The organism is Pseudomonas sp. MWU13-2105, assembly GCF_023242315.1.
Lineage (GTDB): Bacteria > Pseudomonadota > Gammaproteobacteria > Pseudomonadales > Pseudomonadaceae > Aquipseudomonas.
Map to the genome: position 1 here is coordinate 195,980 of NZ_JALLIY010000001.1, position 17,067 is coordinate 213,046.

Genomic DNA, 17,067 nt, shown 5'->3' on the forward strand with positions numbered 1-17,067 from the left:
AAGATATCCACCCTTTGCGCGCCCCTACCCGTGTAGGAGCCGGCAAGCCGGCTTCTACAAAAAGCTTCGGAGCTTTCCCATGACGGCCCACGCCGACCTTTCGCCGACCCTGCAACTCGCTTGCGAACTGATTCGCCGCCCTTCCGTGACCCCGGTCGATGCCGACTGCCAGAAGCTGATGATGCAGCGCCTGGGCGATGCCGGTTTCAAGCTCGAGCCGATGCGTATCGAAGACGTCGACAACTTCTGGGCCTCCCATGGCAAGCACGAAGGCCCGGTGCTGTGCTTCGCCGGTCATACCGACGTGGTGCCCACCGGTCCCGTGCAGGCCTGGCAGAACGATCCGTTCGCTGCCCTGATCGACGAGCACGGCATGCTCTGCGGGCGCGGCGCGGCCGACATGAAAGGCAGCCTGGCCGCGATGCTGGTGGCCGCCGAGCGTTTTGTCGGCGACTACCCGGATCATCGCGGTTCAGTCGCCTTCCTGATCACCAGCGACGAAGAAGGCCCGGCCCACCATGGCACCAAGGCCGTGGTCGAGCGCCTGGCCGCGCGTAAAGAGCGCCTGGACTGGTGTATCGTCGGCGAACCGTCGAGCACCACCCTGGTCGGTGACGTGGTGAAAAACGGCCGTCGCGGTTCCCTCGGCGCCCGCCTCACCGTGCGCGGAGTGCAAGGCCACGTGGCCTATCCGCACCTGGCGAAGAACCCGATCCACCTGGCCGCCCCGGCCCTGGCCGAACTGGCCGCCGAGCACTGGGACGACGGCAACGCCTTTTTCCCACCGACCAGTTTCCAGATCTCCAACCTCAACTCGGGGACCGGCGCGACCAACGTGATTGCCGGCGAGCTGGTGGCGTTGTTCAACTTCCGCTTCTCCACCGAGTCCACGGTCGAAGGCCTGCAACAGCGGGTCGCGGCGATCCTCGACAAACACGGCCTGGACTGGCATGTGGAATGGGCACTGTCCGGCCTGCCGTTCCTGACCGAACCGGGCGCGCTGCTCGATGCCGTGTCGGCGAGCATCAAGAGCGTCACCGGACGCGAGACCAAGGCCTCCACCAGCGGCGGCACCTCCGACGGGCGCTTTATCGCCACCCTCGGCACCCAGGTGGTCGAACTGGGCCCGGTCAACGCGACCATTCACCAGGTCAATGAGCGGGTCCTGGCCAGCGACCTCGACGTACTGACCGAAATCTACTACCAGACCCTGATCAAGTTGCTTGCCTGATGCTCATCTGCCCTCTCTGCTCCGCGCCCCTGGGTGCGGTCGACAACGGCGTGGCCTGTGCCCTCGGACATCGTTTCGACCGGGCACGCCAGGGTTACCTGAACCTGTTGCCAGTGCAGCACAAGAACAGCCGCGACCCGGGCGACAACCTGGCCATGGTCGAAGCCCGGCGTGATTTCCTCAACGCCGGCCACTACGCACCGGTGGCCCGCCGCCTGGCGCAACTGGCTGCCGAACGGGCGCCAGGGCGTTGGGTCGATATCGGCTGTGGCGAGGGCTACTACACTGCGCAGTTAGCCGAGGCACTGCCCACGGCTGACGGCTATGCGCTGGATATTTCCCGCGAGGCGGTCAAACGCGCCTGTCGACGCAACCCGCAACTGACCTGGTTGATCGCCAGCATGGCGCGGGTGCCATTGGCCGACGCCAGCTGCCAGTTCATCGCCAGCGTGTTCAGCCCGTTGGACTGGCAGGAAGCCAAACGCCTGCTGAGCCCGGGTGGCGGCCTGATGAAAGTCGGACCGACCAGCGGCCACCTGATGGAACTGCGCGAGCGCCTGTACGATGAAGTGCGCGAATACACCGACGACAAGCACCTGGCCCTGGTGCCGGCGGGCATGGCGCTGCAACACAGCGAAGTGCTGGAATTCAAGCTGAGCCTGGCCAGTGCCCAGGACCGGGCGAACCTGCTGGCCATGACGCCCCACGGCTGGCGCGCCAGCGCCGAGCGCCGAGCGCAGGTCATCGAGCAGCCCGAACCGTTCGAGGTCAGCGTGTCGATGCGCTACGATTACTTCGTTTTACAATAACCCCACTTTTCATGGCCTTGAACAGCGATTCAAGGCCGACAAAATCCGCGAATGGATTTTTCGAACAGCCGCAGCGAGGACTTCCATGCGCCAGCCCGATATCGAGATTTACCTCAAGGACGACGACGTCGACCACAAGGCCATTGCCACCTGGCTCGGCGCCGCGTTGGGCCCTTGCAGCGACTGGACCCAGAAAGGCCAGACCTGGAAGTGCAAGGCCGGCAACGTGCCCGTGACCTGGCTGCCCAAGGCCGTGGGCAAATGGAACAGCCTGTACCTGGAAAGCGACCAGACCCCATGGGACGACGATATCGCCTGCGCCCGCGCCGCCTTTGCCGCGCTGAACGTGGAAGTGCGTTGCGCCCCGGGCAGTTGGGTCGAGGAAGAAGGCGAGGAGACGGCTGATCGCTGGATCCGCATCAGCGCCGATGGCGAAGAAGAGATCACCTGGCGTACCGCCTGATGCTGACTGCGGGCACGGAGTCTGTGTGCCGAGCGTGCCCCTGTGGCGAGCGGGCTTGCCCGCGCTCGGCTGCGAAGCAGTCGTAAATCGGCTGACGCAGTACACCTGAAAGTCCGCGTCAGCCGGTTTGGGGGCTGCTTCGCAGCCCAGCGCGGGCAAGCCCGCTCGCCACAACGGGCCCCTCAACAGCATCACACCGGCGGTTAGAGCCCAACCACATCCTCGGCCTGCAGGCCTTTCTGGCCTTCCACCACCGCGTACTCCACCTGCTGCCCTTCCGCCAGGGAGCGGTGGCCTTCGCCACGAATCGCGCGGTAGTGCACAAACACATCCGCCCCGTCTTCGCGCTGAATAAAGCCGTAGCCCTTGGCATCGTTGAACCACTTCACATTGCCTGTCTCGCGAGTTGCCATGAATCCGTACTCCGTCTTGTTATTGTGGAATGGGCCCGGCTCGACGAGCCCTTCAAGCAGCGTCGCCAGAACGTCGTGCTATGCGGATTAATCCTACCGTTCACGGCGAACGTCCGAGTATAAGACAGGTCAATAAACTCTCAATCAATATTAGTTCGCCGCGTTTTTGCCGATCTTCGACGAATACGGCACACTAGCCGCCGAGCAAACGCTCGGTTCAATCCATTTGCCTGCAGAAGCCGTATGACCCGTTCCCCGTTCCGCCGTCTCGTGTTTGGCACCTTGCGCCGCCTCCTGTACCTGTGGGTGCGCTCGGAGACGATCAACCAATCGTCGCTGACCCTCGACCTCGACCGTAGCCGGCCGGTGTTCTATGTCCTGCAATCGCCGTCGCTGACCGACCTGGCCGTGGTCGACCGCGAATGCACCAAGGCCGGCCTGCCGCGCCCGGTGCTGCCGGTGTCGGTCGGCACGCTGCTGGAGCCGGCGGCGTTCTTCTACCTGACCCCCGAGCCCGACTGGCTCGGCCGCCAGGACAAGCGCGGCGCGCCACCGACCCTGACCCGACTGGTCAGCGCCCTGACGCAGAACCCCAGCGAAGACGCGCTGATCATCCCGGTGAGTGTGTTCTGGGGCCAGTCGCCGGACAGCGAATCGAGCCCCTGGAAACTGCTGTTCGCCGACAGCTGGGCGGTCACCGGCCGTCTGCGCCGCCTGCTGAGCATCCTGATTCTCGGGCGCAAGACCCGCGTGCAGTTCTCCGCGCCGATCCACCTGCGTGGCCTGATCGAACACAACAAGGGTCATGAACGCACCGTGCGCATGGCCCAGCGGATCCTGCGGGTGCACCTGCGCAACCTCAAGGCCGCGGTGATCGGCCCGGACATCTCGCACCGGCGCAACCTGGTCAAGGGCCTGGTCAACGAACCGATGGTGCGCCAGGCGATCCTCGAAGAAGCCCAGCGCGAAAACATCTCCGTGGAAAAAGCCCAGGCCCAGGCCCTGCGCTACGGCAACGAGATCGCCTCGGACTACACCTACACCGCGATCCGCTTCCTCGAAGTGGTGTTGAGCTGGTTCTGGAACAAGATCTATGACGGTATCAAGGTCAACCATATCGAGGGCGTACAGGCCGTGGCCCAGGGCCATGAAATCATCTATGTGCCTTGCCACCGCAGCCATATCGACTACCTGCTGCTGTCCTACCTGCTGTTTCGCAACGGCCTGACCCCGCCGCACATCGCCGCCGGGATCAACCTGAACATGCCGGTGATCGGCAGCCTGCTGCGCCGCGGCGGCGCGTTCTTCATGCGCCGCACCTTCAAGGGCAACCCGCTCTACACCTCGGTGTTCAACGAGTACCTGCACACCCTGTTCACCAAGGGGTTCCCGGTGGAGTACTTCGTCGAAGGCGGCCGCTCGCGCACCGGGCGCATGCTGCGGCCGAAGACCGGCATGCTGGCCATCACCCTGCGCAGCTTCCTGCGCTCCTCGCGCATGCCGATCGTCTTCATCCCGGTGTATATCGGCTACGAGCGGGTGCTGGAAGGTCGCACCTACCTGGGCGAACTGCGTGGAGCGAGCAAGAAGAAAGAATCGATCTTCGACATCTTCAAGGTCATCGGTGCGCTCAAGCAGCGTTTCGGCCAGGTCGCGGTCAACTTCGGCGAGCCGATCAAGCTGGCCGAATTCCTCGACCAGGAACAACCGGACTGGCGTGCCCAGGAACTGGGGCCGCAATTCCGCCCGGCCTGGCTAAATGACACCACCCACCGCCTGGGCGAGCGCGTGGCCCGGCACCTGAACGAAGCAGCGGCGATCAACCCGGTGAACCTGGTGGCCCTGGCGCTGCTCTCGACCACGCGCCTGGCCCTCGATGACCGTGCCATGGCCCGGGTCCTCGACCTCTACCTGGCGTTGTTGCGCCGCGTGCCCTACTCGCCACACACCACCCTGCCGGAAGGCGATGGCCGCGCGCTGATCCAGCACGTCAAGGACATGGACCTGCTGGCCGAACAAAGCGACGCCCTCGGCAAGATCCTCTACCTGGACGAGCAGAACGCCGTCCTGATGACCTATTACCGCAACAACGTGCTGCATATCTTCGCCCTGCCCTCATTGCTCGCGAGCTTCTTCCAGAGCGCCTCGCGCATGAGCCGCGAGCAGATCCTGCGCTACAGCCGCGCACTTTATCCGTACCTGCAGGCGGAACTGTTCATCCGCTGGTCACTGGACGAACTGGACGCGGTGATCGACCAGTGGCTGCAGGCCTTTGTCGAACAGGGCCTGTTGCGCCTGGAGAACGACGTCTACCAGCGCCCGGCGCCGAGTTCGCGGCACTTCGTGCTGTTGACCCTGCTGTCGCGGAGCATCGCCCAGACCCTGCAACGCTTCTACATGGCTATCTCGCTGCTGCTCAACAGCGGCCAGCACAGCATCAGCGCCGAGGAGCTGGAAGACCTCTGTACGGTCATGGCCCAACGCCTGTCGATTCTCCATGGCCTGAACGCCCCGGAGTTTTTCGACAAGAGCCTGTTCCGCCACTTTATCCAGACCCTGCTCGACCTCGATGTGCTGCGGCGCGACGCCGCCGGCAAACTGGGTTATCACGAACTGCTCGGCGAGTTGGCCGAGGGCGCGGCCAAACGGGTACTACCGGCGGAAATCCGCCTGTCGATTCGCCAGGTCGCCCTGCATCGCAGCGAAGATGCCGCCGAGCAAAGCCCCGATTCAGCTCCTGACGCGGGATAAGGCGAACCACCCTTGTCAGAGCATTCGGTAAAGCAGCAAGGATGCTTCTCGGCCGGTTTTCAAGCGCAAAGGCGCGTGTAGACTCAATCTTGCGTTGCCTTTGACGCGTTCGATAAGGACATCGAGATGACCGCAAAAAACGTCGTGACCGCTGTTTTCCACTTCCCCCCGGATTACAGGATCCCGGCCAAGGCCGAAACCCGTATCACCCTGCGCAACCGCTGCAGCGACACCCTGCTGGGGACCTGGACCAGTGCGCAACTGCCCGACCAGTCGCCCTGGCGCTTTAGCTTCGAACTGCCGGCGGACCTCAAGCGTAACTGCAAGGTCGAGATCGACATCGACCTGAGCGTCGCCGGCACCTCGCTGCTGCCGGACATCAAGTACAGCTTCCGCTGGCGCCGGGACAACCAGGAAGAAACCTTTCACCTGAGCCCGCCGGGCTACCTGTATCTCAGCGCGGCGCTGGTGCCGATGATCGGCACGCAGGACAATACCCTGGCCACCCTGAGGCTGGTCGCCCAGACCGAACCGGGCATTCCGGTGCATGTCCTCAGCGAGGAAATCACCTTCTTCAAGGGTTCCATTCCACGCTACCTGCGCTACGACGTGAACAAGGTCAAGCCGGGCCAGATCTACGAGACCCAGGGCACCTTCGGCAGTCGGCGCAAGTTCACCATGAAACCCATTCCACGCACTGTCGTATTGCTGAAAGAAAAACCGCAAAGCCTGATCCTCAGCGCTTAAACAGCCTGCGGCGTCTTTCAAAGACTGGCGTTTGCCGATAAATCCGTTAGATTCTTACTGGCTGGCGCCAGGTTTCTTCTGGCGCCACGGATTTCCCCACTGACTCAACAAGGAAGCTTCCATGCTCCGTCCCTCCCTTCGTCTGGCCGGCTTCTGCGCGGGCCTGCTGATTTCCGTCAACGCCCTGGCCCTGTCCCTCGGCAGTCTTACCCAGGACCAGGCGTCCGGCGGCCTCAAGGACGCATTGGCCCAGGGCGCCGTCGCCGCCGTGACCAACCTCGGCAAACCGGGTGGTTTCAGCAACAACCCCGCGGTGAAGATCGAACTGCCGGGCAGCCTCGGCAAGGTCGCCAGCAAAATGAAACAGTTCGGCATGGGCGCCCAGGTCGACCAGTTGGAAGCCAGCATGAACAAGGCGGCGGAAGCGGCCATGCCGCAGGCCCAGGCGCTGCTGGTGGACGCGGTGAAGAAGATGACCGTGACCGATGCCAAGGGCATCCTCACCGGCGGCAAGGATTCGGCCACCCAGTACCTGGACAAGAGCAGCCGCGAACAGATCCGCGCCAAGTTCCTGCCGATCGTCAAGCAGGCCACCGACCAGGTGGGCCTGGCCAAGCAGTACAACTCGTTCGCCGGGCAGGCGGCGACCCTCGGCGTACTCGACGCCAAGAGTGCCAACGTTGAAGGCTACGTAACGGAAAAAGCCCTGGACGGCCTGTTCAAGATGATCGCGCAGAAGGAAGAAGACATCCGCGCCAACCCGGCGGCAGCGGCCACCAGCCTGGCGAAGAAGGTGTTTGGCGCACTTTGACGCAACGCACGCTGCAGGAGCCGATTTGTTCACTCAAGCCTGAGCCACCAGCTTGTGGGAACTGATCTGTTCACTCAAGCCTGAGCCCATACCTTGTGGGAGCCGGATTTATCCGCGAAGGGGCCCTGGAGGCCGCCAAAAGCTTCGCGGCGGTGCGGCGATCCGACAAGCACCGCTCCCACAGGTTATCTGGCGCTTTATGGCGTGGTCTTCTTCACCCTGAACCAGCCCGCATACAACGCCGGCAGGAACAGCAGGGTCAAGGCCGTCGCCACGATCAGCCCCCCCATGATCGCCACCGCCATCGGTCCGTAGAACACGCTGCGCGACAGCGGGATCATCGCCAGCACCGCCGCCAGGGCGGTGAGCACGATGGGCCGGAAGCGTCGCACCGTCGCCTCGATGATCGCCTGCCATTGCGACATGCCCGCACGGATATCCTGCTCGATCTGGTCCACCAGGATCACCGAGTTGCGCATGATCATCCCCGACAGGGCAATGGTCCCGAGCATCGCGACAAACCCGAACGGCTGGCGGAACACCAGCAGGAACAAGGTCACCCCGATCAAGCCGAGCGGCGCGGTGAGAAATACCAGCGCCACCCGCGAGAAGCTGCGCAGTTGCAGCATCAACAAGGTCAGCACCACCACGATGAACAGCGGCACGCCAGCATTCACCGAGGCCTGGCCGCGTTCCGAATCCTCCACGGTGCCGCCGACATCCAGCAGGTAACCATCGGGCAATTCGGCGCGAATCGGGTCCAGGGTCGGCATGATCTGCTTGACCAGGCTCAGCGGCTGCTCCTGGCCGTAGATATCGGCGCGGATGGTCACGTTCGGCAAGCGGTTGCGATGCCAGATGATGCCTTCCTCGAAACCGTACTCCAGGGTCGCGATCTGCGACAGCGCCACGCTGGTGCCGTTGTCCGTCGGTACCGCCAGGCTCGGCAGCGCCGACAGCTCGTTGCGCTCCTGGACAGTGCCGCGCATAAGGATTTCGATCAACTCGTTGTCCTCGCGGTACTGGCTGACGGTCGAGCCGGTCAGCGACAGTTGCAGGAAGCGCGACAGGTTGGCGGTACTGACCCCCAGTGCCCGGGCACGGTCCTGATCGACGTTCAGATAGACCACCTTGCTCGGCTCTTCCCAGTCCAGGTGCACATTGGTCACGTGCGGGTTCTCACGGACCTTGGCCGCCACCTTGCGCGCCAGGGCACGGACCACCTCGATATGCTCGCCGGTCACCCGGAACTGCACCGGGTAACCCACCGGCGGCCCGTTCTCCAGGCGCGTCACCCGCGCCCGCACATCGGCAAACTGTTCATCAAGCACCTTGATCAGCCAGCTGCGCAGTGCTTCCCGCTCCTCGATGCTCTTGGCCAGCACGACGAACTGGGCAAAGCTGGTGGCCGGCAATTGCTGGTCCAGCGGCAGGTAGAAACGCGGCGAACCGGTGCCGACATACGCCACATAGTTATCGATGCCGGGGTGGTCCTTGAGCAAGGCCTCCAGACGCGCAACCTGTTCGGTGGTGTTGTTCAGGGACGCACCTTCGGCCAGCTTCAGGTCGACCATCAGTTCCAGTCGCCCGGAGGCCGGGAAGAACTGCTGCGGCACAAAGCGGAACAACAACACCGAGCCGATAAACAGGGCGACAGTCAGTACAATCACGGTTTTGCGCCGACGCACACACCACTCCACCGTGCGCCTGACCCGCTGGTAGAACGGCGTGCCATAGGGGTCCGGTTGCTCGCCACCGTGCTTGGCGGCGTGGATCTTGGCCAGATCCGGCAGCAGTTTTTCCCCTAGATAGGGTACGAACACCACCGCCGCGATCCATGACGCCAACAGCGCCAGGGTCACCACTTGGAAAATCGAGCGGGTGTACTCGCCCGTACCCGACTGCGCGGTGGCAATCGGCAGGAAGCCGGCGGCGGTGATCAGGGTGCCGGTAAGCATCGGGAACGCCGTACTGGTCCAGGCGAAGCTTGCCGCCTTGAGGCGATCGAAGCCCTGCTCCATCTTGATCGCCATCATCTCCACGGCAATGATCGCGTCGTCCACCAGCAAGCCAAGGGCCAGCACCAACGCGCCAAGGGAAATCTTGTGCAGGCCGATGCCCAGGTAGTACATGGCCGCGAAGGTCATCGCCAGCACCAGCGGAATCGCCAGGGCCACCACCATCCCGGTGCGCACGCCCAGGGAGAAGAAGCTCACCAGCAGCACGATGACCAGGGCCTCCACCAGCACCTGGACAAACTCGCCGACACCGGTCTTCACCGCCGCTGGCTGGTCGGAGACCTTGCTCAGTTTCATCCCCGCCGGCAGGCTTTTCTGGATACGCGCGAACTCGCTTTCCAGGGCCTTGCCGAGTACCAGGATGTCACCGCCGTCGTTCATCGCCACCGCCAGGCCGATCGCGTCCTCGCCCATGAAACGCATGCGCGGGGCCGGTGGATCGTTGAAGCCACGGTGTACGTCAGCGACATCGCTGATCCGGAAAGTGCGATCGCCAACGCGGATCGGGAAGTTCTTGATCTCGTCGACCGTCTTGAAGTTACCGCTGACCCGCAGCTGCACGCGTTCGGTCGGGGTCTCGAAGAAACCGGCGGTGGACACCGCATTCTGCTCTTGCAAGGCCTGTTGCACGGCAGTCAACGGCAGCCCAAGGGTCGCCAGCTTGACGTTGGACAGTTCGATCCAGACCTTTTCATCCTGCAACCCGAGCAGGTCGACCTTACCCACATCCTTGACCCGCTGCAGCTGGATCTGGATCCGGTCGGCGTAGTCCTTGAGCACGGCGTAGTCGAAACCATCTCCGGTCAGGGCGTAGATATTGCCGAAGGTGGTGCCGAACTCATCGTTGAAAAACGGTCCCTGGATATCCGGCGGCAAGGTCTGGCGGATATCGCCGATCTTCTTCCGTACCTGGTACCAGAGGTCGGGAATCTCCGAGGAGTGCATCGAGTCCCGAGCCATGAAGGTCACCTGGGACTCCCCCGGCCGGGAGAAGGACACGATCCGTTCATACTCGCCGGTCTCCATCAGCTTCTTTTCGATGCGTTCGGTGACCTGCCGGGAAACTTCCTGGGCCGTGGCCCCCGGCCAGTTGGTCTTGATGACCATGGCCTTGAAGGTGAACGGCGGGTCTTCGCTCTGCCCCAGCTTGGTGTAGGACAAGGCGCCGACCACTGCCAGCAGGATCATCAGGAACAGGACAATCTGGCGATTACGCAACGCCCATTCGGAAAGATTGAAACCCATCGGGGACTACTCCTTGTTGGCCGCCAGATTGACCACGCGGTTGGAACGATCCACCGGACGAATCAGCTCGCCGTCATGCAGCACATGCACACCGGCCGCCACCACCCAATCGCTGGCCGACAGGCCTTCGAACACCGGCACGGTCTTTTCGCCAAAGGCGCCGACCCGCACCGGGGTCAGCTTGAGGGTATTGTCGGCCTGGACCCGCCAGACATAGGTCGCACCGTTTTCCGCGGTCAACGCCGACAGCGGCACCGACAACGGCACCACGCCGACGGCCTGGATATACACCCGGGCGCTCTGGCCCAGCTCGGCCGGGACCTTGCCGGCGCTGAAGGCGATCCGCGCGGCGAAGGTCCGCGACTTGGGATCGGCGGCCGGCGACAATTCGCGGATCCGCCCGTTGAAGCGTTGATCCGGTTGCGACCAAAGCTCCACCGAGACATCCTGGCCGATTTTGAAGCGCCCGAAGGCCTGTTCCGGGAAACTGATCAGCACTTCGCGCTCGCCATCGGCGGCCAGGGTGAAGACTGTCTGGCCGGCGGCAACCACCTGGCCGACTTCCACCAGGCGCTTGGCAACCACACCATCCTGGGGCGCGCGCAACACGGCATAACCGGCCTGGTTGCTGGACACGTCAAACTCAGCCTTGATCTGCTTGAGCCGCGCCTCACCGGAACGGTAGAGGTTTTCCGCATTGTCATACTGCGAGCGGCTGACCATCTGCCGGTCCAGCAAGGTCTTGTAGCGATCCCGCTCGGAGCGCACCAGGTTCAGGTTGGCCTCGGCGGCCGCGACCTGGGCGCGGGTCGCTTCCAGTTGCAGGCGCACATCCTGTGGGTCGAGCTCCGCCAGGGGCTGGTTGGCCTTGACCCGTTCCCCCTCTTCCACCAGTCGACGGCTTACCTTGCCCGCGATGCGAAAGGCCAGGTCGGGCTCGAAACGCGCCCGCACTTCGCCAGGATAGCTGTCCATGGCCTGGGCCGAAGGCTGTGGCTGAACCACCATGGCAGGGCGCACGCTGACCTGGGCCGGATCTTCATGACCACAACCGAGGAGGAAAAGGGCTAGACTGGCGGGCAAAGCAAGGGGCAAGACGTAGCGGAACATGGTGTGGGACCTTTCGCTAGTGGTGCTCAGAATATTTATACTCGCCAGTATGGTATTAATACCAAACCGACCAGTCCAGTATTAAGTAAGAAAATGTCCGACAATCTTTCAGTGCCCAGCGGCCCCGGCCGCCCCAAGGATCTGGCAAAACGCCAGGCCATTCTGAACGCGGCGAAAGATCTGTTCCTGAGTAATGGATACGCCAGCACCAGCATGGACGCAGTCGCTGCAGCAGCAGGTGTTTCGAAGCTGACGGTGTATAGCCATTTCAACGACAAGGAGACACTGTTCTCCGCTGCCGTGGTGGCCAAATGCGAGGAGCAGCTACCCGAGCTGTTCTTCGCCCTGCCCGAAGGCGTGCCGGTGGAAAGCGTGCTGCTGAACATCGCCCGCGGCTTTCATCATCTGATCAACAGCGACGAGTCGGTGAACCTGCATCGGCTGATCATGGCCCTGGGTAGCCAGGACCCGAAACTCTCGCAGATCTTCTTCGAGGCCGGGCCGCAGCGCATGCTCACGGAGATGGAGCGGCTGCTGAGCCGGATCCACCAGAGCGGCGCCCTGGCGATCGACAAACCGCACAACGCCGCCGAGCACTTCTTCTGCCTGCTCAAGGGCGCGGGGAACTTCCGCCTGCTCTACGGCTGCGGCGAGCCGCTGAGCGAAGCCGAGGGTGAGGCCCATGTGCGCGAGGTGGTGGGCTTGTTCATGCGCGCCTACCGGCCTTGAGAGCCCGCTCGCATCAAGGCTTCAGGGCTTTCTTCGGGTAGATATCGTAGCGGCTCGACTTGCCGTCCAGGCCATGGCTCGGCTTCGGCCCGTCAATGCACGGGGCCTTGCGCGGGCGCTTGACCACCACCCGATGGGTCGCCAGGGCCAACGCCGCCGCGAGCAACGCCGGCGCGTCCGGGTCATCACCCACCAACGGACGGAACAGGCGCATTTCCTTCTTCACCAGGGCGGTTTTCTCGCGATGGGGAAACATCGGGTCCAGATAGATCACCTGCGGCGCCTCCCCCTGCCAATTGCGCATCACCTCGATCGAGTTGCCCTTGAGCAGGCGCATGCGTGAAACAATCGGTGCCACCTCGAAATCCTCCAGCCCACGGGCCAGGCCGTCTTCGAGCAAGGCGCCAATCAGCGGCTGGCGCTCGATCAGGCTCATCTCGCAGCCCAGGCTGGCCAACACGAATGCATCCTTGCCCAGGCCCGCCGTGGCATCCAGCACCCGCGGCCGTACGCCTGGCTGGATGCCCACGGCCTTGGCGATCATCTGCCCGCTGCCACCACCGTACAGGCGCCGATGTGCCGCGCCGCCTTCGACAAAGTCCACGCGAACCGGCCCGGGCGCCTCCGGCCCCAGTTGCTGCAACTGCAAGCCCTGCTCCGAGACCTGCAAAGCAAACTCCGCCGTGGGCTCCTGCAACGGCAGACCGAGGCGTTCGGCCCACTCTTCGGCCCGGGATTGCAGCCCTTCGGCCAGGGCCTCGACTCTGATACGCACCGGCGCTTGCTGCTCACTCATGAAAAACACGCTCAAAAATTTAATGATCGGCAAAAGCTGCCGATAAAAACATTATCCAGCATTTTGCCAGACCTGAGCGTCACTCGAGAGCCATGTCAGACATTCGCAATACATCCATAGGTTATCTATCACCCGTCGGTGATTATGGCCTGCGCAATTCCCAGGCACTGAGCGGTGTCAGTCACTTGTGGCAAGATTTCTTTGCCCGGGCGCTGGCCGAACAGGTCGGGGACGCATCGGATGCACAGAATGTCCCGGCGCAGCTGCCGGTCGATGGCCCGGTGGAGCCTACCGCCGGCGCCGAGTTGCTGGCGCAGATCGTCGACCAGCGCCAGTGTGACGTCCAGGAAAAGCCGGTCCGCCCCCCCGAGCCGCTGTTCCTGCCGATTGCCGAGTTCGACCTGGACCTGCTGAAACGCCCCGTCCCCTATCCGCCGGAAGAAGTTGTCGCCCAGCAGAAGCAGCAGGACTTCGAAAGCGGCTGGGTACGCCCTATCGTTCTGACCGCCGGTCAGCCGCTGCCCGCCCCGGGGCCGGCACCACAACCGCGTCCGCTGCACCTGCCGATCGCCGAGTTCGAACTGGATCTGCTGGAACCGCACGTACCATTCGACGAAGAAACCCTGGCCAAGCAGCAGAAAGCCATGGATTACGACCTGCACTGGGCCCGCCCGCTGGTGGCGCAGAACCTGCGCCTGGCGGCCTGAGCCTGAACCTGGGCTGAAAAACACAGCGAGACTCTGCAGGAGCTGGGCTTGCCCGCGAAGGCGTCTTCAAGGACGCCAAAAAGCTTCACGGGCAAGCCCTGCCCCTGCAAGTACGAGGCCGCAGTTGGTTTCGTGCTCGAGCGCAAAGCACCCTAGACCTTGAACATCTGGTTGATCCGCGCAAAGGGCATCGCCTGATCCAACGCGGTAAAGGTGCCCTGCCCGCGAATTTCCTCGGCCGCCCGATAGAAGGCGCCGTACGCCGCCCGGGCTAATGCCGAACCGACACTGATGCGCTTGACCCCCAGTTCGCTCAACTCGCTCACCGACAGATTGATCCCACCCGACATCAACACATTCACCGGCTTCGGAGCCACGGCCCTGACCACCGCCAGGATCTCCTCGGGGCTACGCAGGCCCGGCGCATACAGCACGTCGGCGCCGGCCTCGGCGAACGCCTGCAAACGCCGAATGGTATCGGCCAGGTCCTGGCGCCCGTGCAACAGGTTCTCCGCCCGCGCCGTGAGCATGAACGGGAACGCCAGGCTGCGGGCCGCCGCCACCGCCGCCTCAACCCGCTCGACCGCGTGATTGAATGCATAGATGGGGTCGTCGGCATGGCCGCTGGCATCTTCGATCGAGCCGCCGACCAGTCCAGCCTCAGCCGCCCGCAAAATTGCCTCGGCGCAACCGGCGGGGCTATGGCCAAAGCCATTTTCCAGATCCGCCGCCACCGGCAGCGAAGTCGCCAGGACAATAGCGCGAGCGTTTTCCAGTGTATCGCCCAGCGAGTTGGCCCCCTCCGCATCCGGGCGGCCAAGGGAAAACGCCAAGCCCGCGCTGGTGGTCGCCAACGCCTCGAAGCCCAGCGCGGCGAGCATTTTCGCCGAACCGGCATCCCAGGGGTTGGGAATCACAAAGGCCTCGGCACGCTGGTGCAGGGCCTTGAATGTCTGGGCTCGAAGGGTTTGCGCATCCATGGGGCGACTCCTGGCAAAGAGAAAATGGCGCCGTCAGAGTAACCCGAGTTGCTCCGTGGCCGGCCCTCTGTATAGCTCAGGCAGCGCCGGCAAGCCAGGCAGACGCGCCCTCAGCCGGGCGTGAAAACGTTGCGCCAGCGCCGCTGCGAGGCGGTTGTCGGCGGTATGCAGAAACACATAGGGCGTGCGCCCCTCCTCGATCCAGCCGGCGACCTTTTCGATCCAGGGGGTCAGGAACGGCTCATTCGCCTCCAGTTCCGGGTGCCCGATAAAACGCACCTGCGGGAACAGTGTGAACGCCGCCGGCCGGGGTGGCACCTTGGGCTTTTTCGACTGGGCGTGGAGCACCGAGGGATCGCTGGAGGTGCAACTGAACAGCGCTCGCGGATCGAGGCAGATCCGTTCGACACCCCGGTCCAGCAGCAGGCGATTGAGCATCCGCTCGGCGTCGCCCTTGGCGAAAAAGTCGCGATGACGGACTTCAATCGCCAACGGGCGTTGCAGTGCGTCGATAAACCCGGCCAGCTCGGCCAGGCGCTGCGGCGCAAAACTGGCCGGCAATTGCAGCCACAACGGCGCCACCCGCGGGCCCAGCGGCTTGAGCAGTTGCAGGAAGTCTTCGGCAGCCTGCGCTTGATCCCGCAGGTCGCCGCCATGGCTGATATCCCGGGGAAACTTGGCGGTAAAGCGAAAATGCTCAGGCAAGGTCTGCGCCCAGCGTTGCACCGTGGCTGGCGCGGGTCGCGCATAGAAGGTGGTGTTGCCCTCAACGGCGTTGAATACCCGGGCGTACAGGTCGAGAAAGTCGCCGGCACGCGCGGTGGGCGGGTACAGATACTCGCGCCAGGCGTTTTCGCTCCAGGAAGGGCAACCGAGGTAATAAGGCAGCAGGACAGGGTCAGTCATTGACCCGATTAAATCAGATATGCAGGTCGAGCCCCAACACTTCCATGTCCCACTCGACGAAACCGGCGGTGGTCAGGTAGCTGGCCAATGCATTGGCGACACTTTTGCTCATGGCGCGATGGAAGATCATGTCCTGCGGCCGGGCCGGCAGATTGGCCAGGCGGCTACCGGCCGCTTCGGCACGCGCGGCCACCTCGGAGAGGTCCTCGCTATCGCCACTCGACACATCGGCGTCGTCGTCGAGCACGACGCTGCCTTTGCGCGGTTTGCGCTTGATGGGGTAGGACTGTGAGGAAACGCCGTCTATACGCATTGGAGTATGCTCGGTGTCGATGATGGCAATTTAGCAGCACGCACCGCACTTAGCTATTGCCCGAGTGATAACTGGACCACAGAACCTGGAAAAGGTTTTCACAGCCCAAGGCCCGGGTGGGCAAAACATGACGAACGGCACATTTTTGACCAATCCGGGCGATTCGTCGAATGATCGGCTTAACGCTCAGTTTAGCCTGGATTTTATGGGTTGCCGCGCAACCTTGTGGGAGCCGGCTTGCCGGCGATAAGGCCAGTGACCCTGCATTTGCGCCATCGCTGGCAAGCCAGGCTACAAGGAGCCGTGTTCGGCCTTGCAGACTCAACGAGCCTTGGGCGTTGCCACTTTATCGCGCAAGTAGACGGGCTGGGCGTCGTCGGCCGGGATGGCCTCGCCGCGCGCCCAGGCGAAGCGCGCCAGGCTCAACAGATCTTCGGCGTGGGGCAGCAGGCTGGCATCCTGGCCGCTCAGCGCAACGTTGATCCGCTCGCCGTAACCCCAGCCGGTGCCAGCGCCGAACCACTCGCCACTGGCATCGTCCGGCAAAGCCGCCACTTGCGGTGCCAGCACCGCCTCGACGCCGGCCAGGCGCATTTCCCCCGCTTCCTCGCGGTAGCAGCCCCAATACACCTCGTCCATCCGCGCATCGATGGCCGCGGCCACCTGGCGCACGCCGTGCTCGCGAAAGGCCCGTTGCGCCAGGACCGCCAGGTTCGACACCGGCAACACCGGCCGCTCCAGGGCGAACGCCAGCCCCTGGACCACACCGATGGCAATCCGCACCCCGGTAAAGGCCCCGGGACCACGGCCGAAGGCAATCGCATCCACGGCCGACAGGCTGATACCGGCGTCCGCCAGCAACTGCTGGATCATCGGCAAGAGCTTTTGCGCGTGCAGGCGCGGAATCACCTCGTAGTGGCTCGTCACCTTGCCGTCATGCAGCAGGGCGACGGAGCAGGCTTCAGTCGCGGTGTCCAGGGCCAGCAAGGTGCTCATCGATGTATCCGTCAGGTCGAAAGGAAAAAAGTGCGACAGTAT

At 63.6% G+C, this 17,067-nt stretch carries 16 protein-coding genes; 8 read left to right on the plus strand and 8 right to left on the minus strand.

The window, feature by feature from the left end; translation table 11 throughout:
• Nucleotides 1–79: 79 nt before the first annotated feature.
• The 3 genes from dapE to M5B96_RS00970 all read left to right on the plus strand — a co-directional run bounded on the left by dapE (nt 80) and on the right by M5B96_RS00970 (nt 2,503).
• Nucleotides 80–1,231, plus strand: a complete 1,152-nt coding sequence (dapE, locus tag M5B96_RS00960; RefSeq protein ID WP_248794645.1) for a succinyl-diaminopimelate desuccinylase — start codon at nt 80–82, stop codon at nt 1,229–1,231.
• Nucleotides 1,231–2,040, plus strand: coding sequence for a putative RNA methyltransferase (locus M5B96_RS00965; protein WP_248794646.1), 810 nt, complete (start codon nt 1,231–1,233; stop codon nt 2,038–2,040). The genes dapE and M5B96_RS00965 overlap by 1 nt, the downstream gene beginning before the upstream one ends.
• An 85-nt stretch (nt 2,041–2,125) precedes the next feature.
• A complete protein-coding gene (locus M5B96_RS00970) occupies nt 2,126–2,503 on the plus strand; it encodes a hypothetical protein (protein ID WP_248794647.1) in 378 nt (125 codons plus the stop codon).
• Between the two features lie 203 nt (nt 2,504–2,706).
• Here the strand turns inward: M5B96_RS00970 and M5B96_RS00975 are convergent, their stop codons facing one another.
• On the minus strand, nt 2,707–2,916 hold the full coding sequence (locus M5B96_RS00975; protein ID WP_017127105.1) for a cold shock domain-containing protein: 210 nt from the start codon (nt 2,914–2,916) through the stop codon (nt 2,707–2,709).
• A 243-nt stretch (nt 2,917–3,159) separates the two neighbouring features.
• Between M5B96_RS00975 and plsB the strand changes: the two genes are divergently transcribed.
• The 3 genes from plsB (at nt 3,160) to M5B96_RS00990 (ending at nt 7,225) form a co-directional block, all read left to right on the plus strand.
• Nucleotides 3,160–5,667: a glycerol-3-phosphate 1-O-acyltransferase PlsB gene (gene plsB / locus M5B96_RS00980; protein WP_248794648.1), complete on the plus strand. Its 2,508-nt coding sequence runs from the start codon at nt 3,160–3,162 to the stop codon at nt 5,665–5,667.
• Between the two features lie 126 nt (nt 5,668–5,793).
• Entirely contained in the window at nt 5,794–6,414 is a 621-nt protein-coding gene (locus M5B96_RS00985; protein WP_248794649.1) for a hypothetical protein, read from the plus strand.
• Nucleotides 6,415–6,535: 121 nt separating this feature from the next.
• The gene (locus tag M5B96_RS00990; protein ID WP_248794650.1) at nt 6,536–7,225 is read left to right on the plus strand and encodes a DUF4197 domain-containing protein; all 690 of its coding nucleotides are present in this window, start codon (nt 6,536–6,538) and stop codon (nt 7,223–7,225) included.
• Between the two features lie 197 nt (nt 7,226–7,422).
• Here the strand turns inward: M5B96_RS00990 and M5B96_RS00995 are convergent, their stop codons facing one another.
• Nucleotides 7,423–10,488, minus strand: a complete 3,066-nt coding sequence (locus M5B96_RS00995; RefSeq protein ID WP_248794651.1) for an efflux RND transporter permease subunit — start codon at nt 10,486–10,488, stop codon at nt 7,423–7,425.
• A gap of 6 nt (nt 10,489–10,494) precedes the next feature.
• Nucleotides 10,495–11,598 carry an efflux RND transporter periplasmic adaptor subunit gene (locus tag M5B96_RS01000; RefSeq protein WP_248794652.1) on the minus strand — a complete coding sequence of 368 codons (1,104 nt, stop codon included), beginning with the start codon at nt 11,596–11,598 and terminating at the stop codon, nt 10,495–10,497.
• Between the two features lie 93 nt (nt 11,599–11,691).
• Here M5B96_RS01000 and M5B96_RS01005 point away from each other — a divergent pair, with 93 nt between their 5' ends.
• Entirely contained in the window at nt 11,692–12,327 is a 636-nt protein-coding gene (locus M5B96_RS01005; protein ID WP_248794653.1) for a TetR/AcrR family transcriptional regulator, read from the plus strand.
• Between the two features lie 13 nt (nt 12,328–12,340).
• On the opposite strand, the gene M5B96_RS01010 is transcribed toward M5B96_RS01005, so the two are convergent.
• A complete protein-coding gene (locus M5B96_RS01010) occupies nt 12,341–13,123 on the minus strand; it encodes a class I SAM-dependent methyltransferase (protein WP_248794654.1) in 783 nt (260 codons plus the stop codon).
• Between the two features lie 92 nt (nt 13,124–13,215).
• Between M5B96_RS01010 and M5B96_RS01015 the strand changes: the two genes are divergently transcribed.
• Complete coding sequence (locus tag M5B96_RS01015) at nt 13,216–13,830, plus strand: energy transducer TonB (protein ID WP_248794655.1); 615 nt, start codon at nt 13,216–13,218, stop codon at nt 13,828–13,830.
• Between the two features lie 152 nt (nt 13,831–13,982).
• Here the strand turns inward: M5B96_RS01015 and M5B96_RS01020 are convergent, their stop codons facing one another.
• The 4 genes from M5B96_RS01020 to tsaB all read right to left on the minus strand — a co-directional run bounded on the left by M5B96_RS01020 (nt 13,983) and on the right by tsaB (nt 17,025).
• Nucleotides 13,983–14,810: an isocitrate lyase/PEP mutase family protein gene (locus M5B96_RS01020; protein WP_248794656.1), complete on the minus strand. Its 828-nt coding sequence runs from the start codon at nt 14,808–14,810 to the stop codon at nt 13,983–13,985.
• A 33-nt stretch (nt 14,811–14,843) separates the two neighbouring features.
• A complete protein-coding gene (locus M5B96_RS01025; RefSeq protein WP_248794657.1) occupies nt 14,844–15,716 on the minus strand; it encodes a DUF72 domain-containing protein in 873 nt (290 codons plus the stop codon).
• Between the two features lie 13 nt (nt 15,717–15,729).
• Nucleotides 15,730–16,029, minus strand: coding sequence for a hypothetical protein (locus M5B96_RS01030; protein WP_248794658.1), 300 nt, complete (start codon nt 16,027–16,029; stop codon nt 15,730–15,732).
• A gap of 321 nt (nt 16,030–16,350) precedes the next feature.
• Nucleotides 16,351–17,025 carry a tRNA (adenosine(37)-N6)-threonylcarbamoyltransferase complex dimerization subunit type 1 TsaB gene (gene tsaB / locus M5B96_RS01035; protein ID WP_248794659.1) on the minus strand — a complete coding sequence of 225 codons (675 nt, stop codon included), beginning with the start codon at nt 17,023–17,025 and terminating at the stop codon, nt 16,351–16,353.
• Between the last annotated feature and the right edge of the window lie 42 nt (nt 17,026–17,067).

Bases quoted from the DNA above. Each gene is read 5' to 3' on its own strand.
- dapE (WP_248794645.1), top strand. From the start codon at position 80: ATGACGGCCCACGCCGACCTTTCGCCGACCCTGCAACTCGCTTGCGAA.
- M5B96_RS00965 (WP_248794646.1), top strand. From the start codon at position 1,231: ATGCTCATCTGCCCTCTCTGCTCCGCGCCCCTGGGTGCGGTCGACAAC.
- M5B96_RS00970 (WP_248794647.1), top strand. From the start codon at position 2,126: ATGCGCCAGCCCGATATCGAGATTTACCTCAAGGACGACGACGTCGAC.
- M5B96_RS00975 (WP_017127105.1), bottom strand. From the start codon at position 2,916: ATGGCAACTCGCGAGACAGGCAATGTGAAGTGGTTCAACGATGCCAAG.
- plsB (WP_248794648.1), top strand. From the start codon at position 3,160: ATGACCCGTTCCCCGTTCCGCCGTCTCGTGTTTGGCACCTTGCGCCGC.
- M5B96_RS00985 (WP_248794649.1), top strand. From the start codon at position 5,794: ATGACCGCAAAAAACGTCGTGACCGCTGTTTTCCACTTCCCCCCGGAT.
- M5B96_RS00990 (WP_248794650.1), top strand. From the start codon at position 6,536: ATGCTCCGTCCCTCCCTTCGTCTGGCCGGCTTCTGCGCGGGCCTGCTG.
- M5B96_RS00995 (WP_248794651.1), bottom strand. From the start codon at position 10,488: ATGGGTTTCAATCTTTCCGAATGGGCGTTGCGTAATCGCCAGATTGTC.
- M5B96_RS01000 (WP_248794652.1), bottom strand. From the start codon at position 11,598: ATGTTCCGCTACGTCTTGCCCCTTGCTTTGCCCGCCAGTCTAGCCCTT.
- M5B96_RS01005 (WP_248794653.1), top strand. From the start codon at position 11,692: ATGTCCGACAATCTTTCAGTGCCCAGCGGCCCCGGCCGCCCCAAGGAT.
- M5B96_RS01010 (WP_248794654.1), bottom strand. From the start codon at position 13,123: ATGAGTGAGCAGCAAGCGCCGGTGCGTATCAGAGTCGAGGCCCTGGCC.
- M5B96_RS01015 (WP_248794655.1), top strand. From the start codon at position 13,216: ATGTCAGACATTCGCAATACATCCATAGGTTATCTATCACCCGTCGGT.
- M5B96_RS01020 (WP_248794656.1), bottom strand. From the start codon at position 14,810: ATGGATGCGCAAACCCTTCGAGCCCAGACATTCAAGGCCCTGCACCAG.
- M5B96_RS01025 (WP_248794657.1), bottom strand. From the start codon at position 15,716: ATGACTGACCCTGTCCTGCTGCCTTATTACCTCGGTTGCCCTTCCTGG.
- M5B96_RS01030 (WP_248794658.1), bottom strand. From the start codon at position 16,029: ATGCGTATAGACGGCGTTTCCTCACAGTCCTACCCCATCAAGCGCAAA.
- tsaB (WP_248794659.1), bottom strand. From the start codon at position 17,025: ATGAGCACCTTGCTGGCCCTGGACACCGCGACTGAAGCCTGCTCCGTC.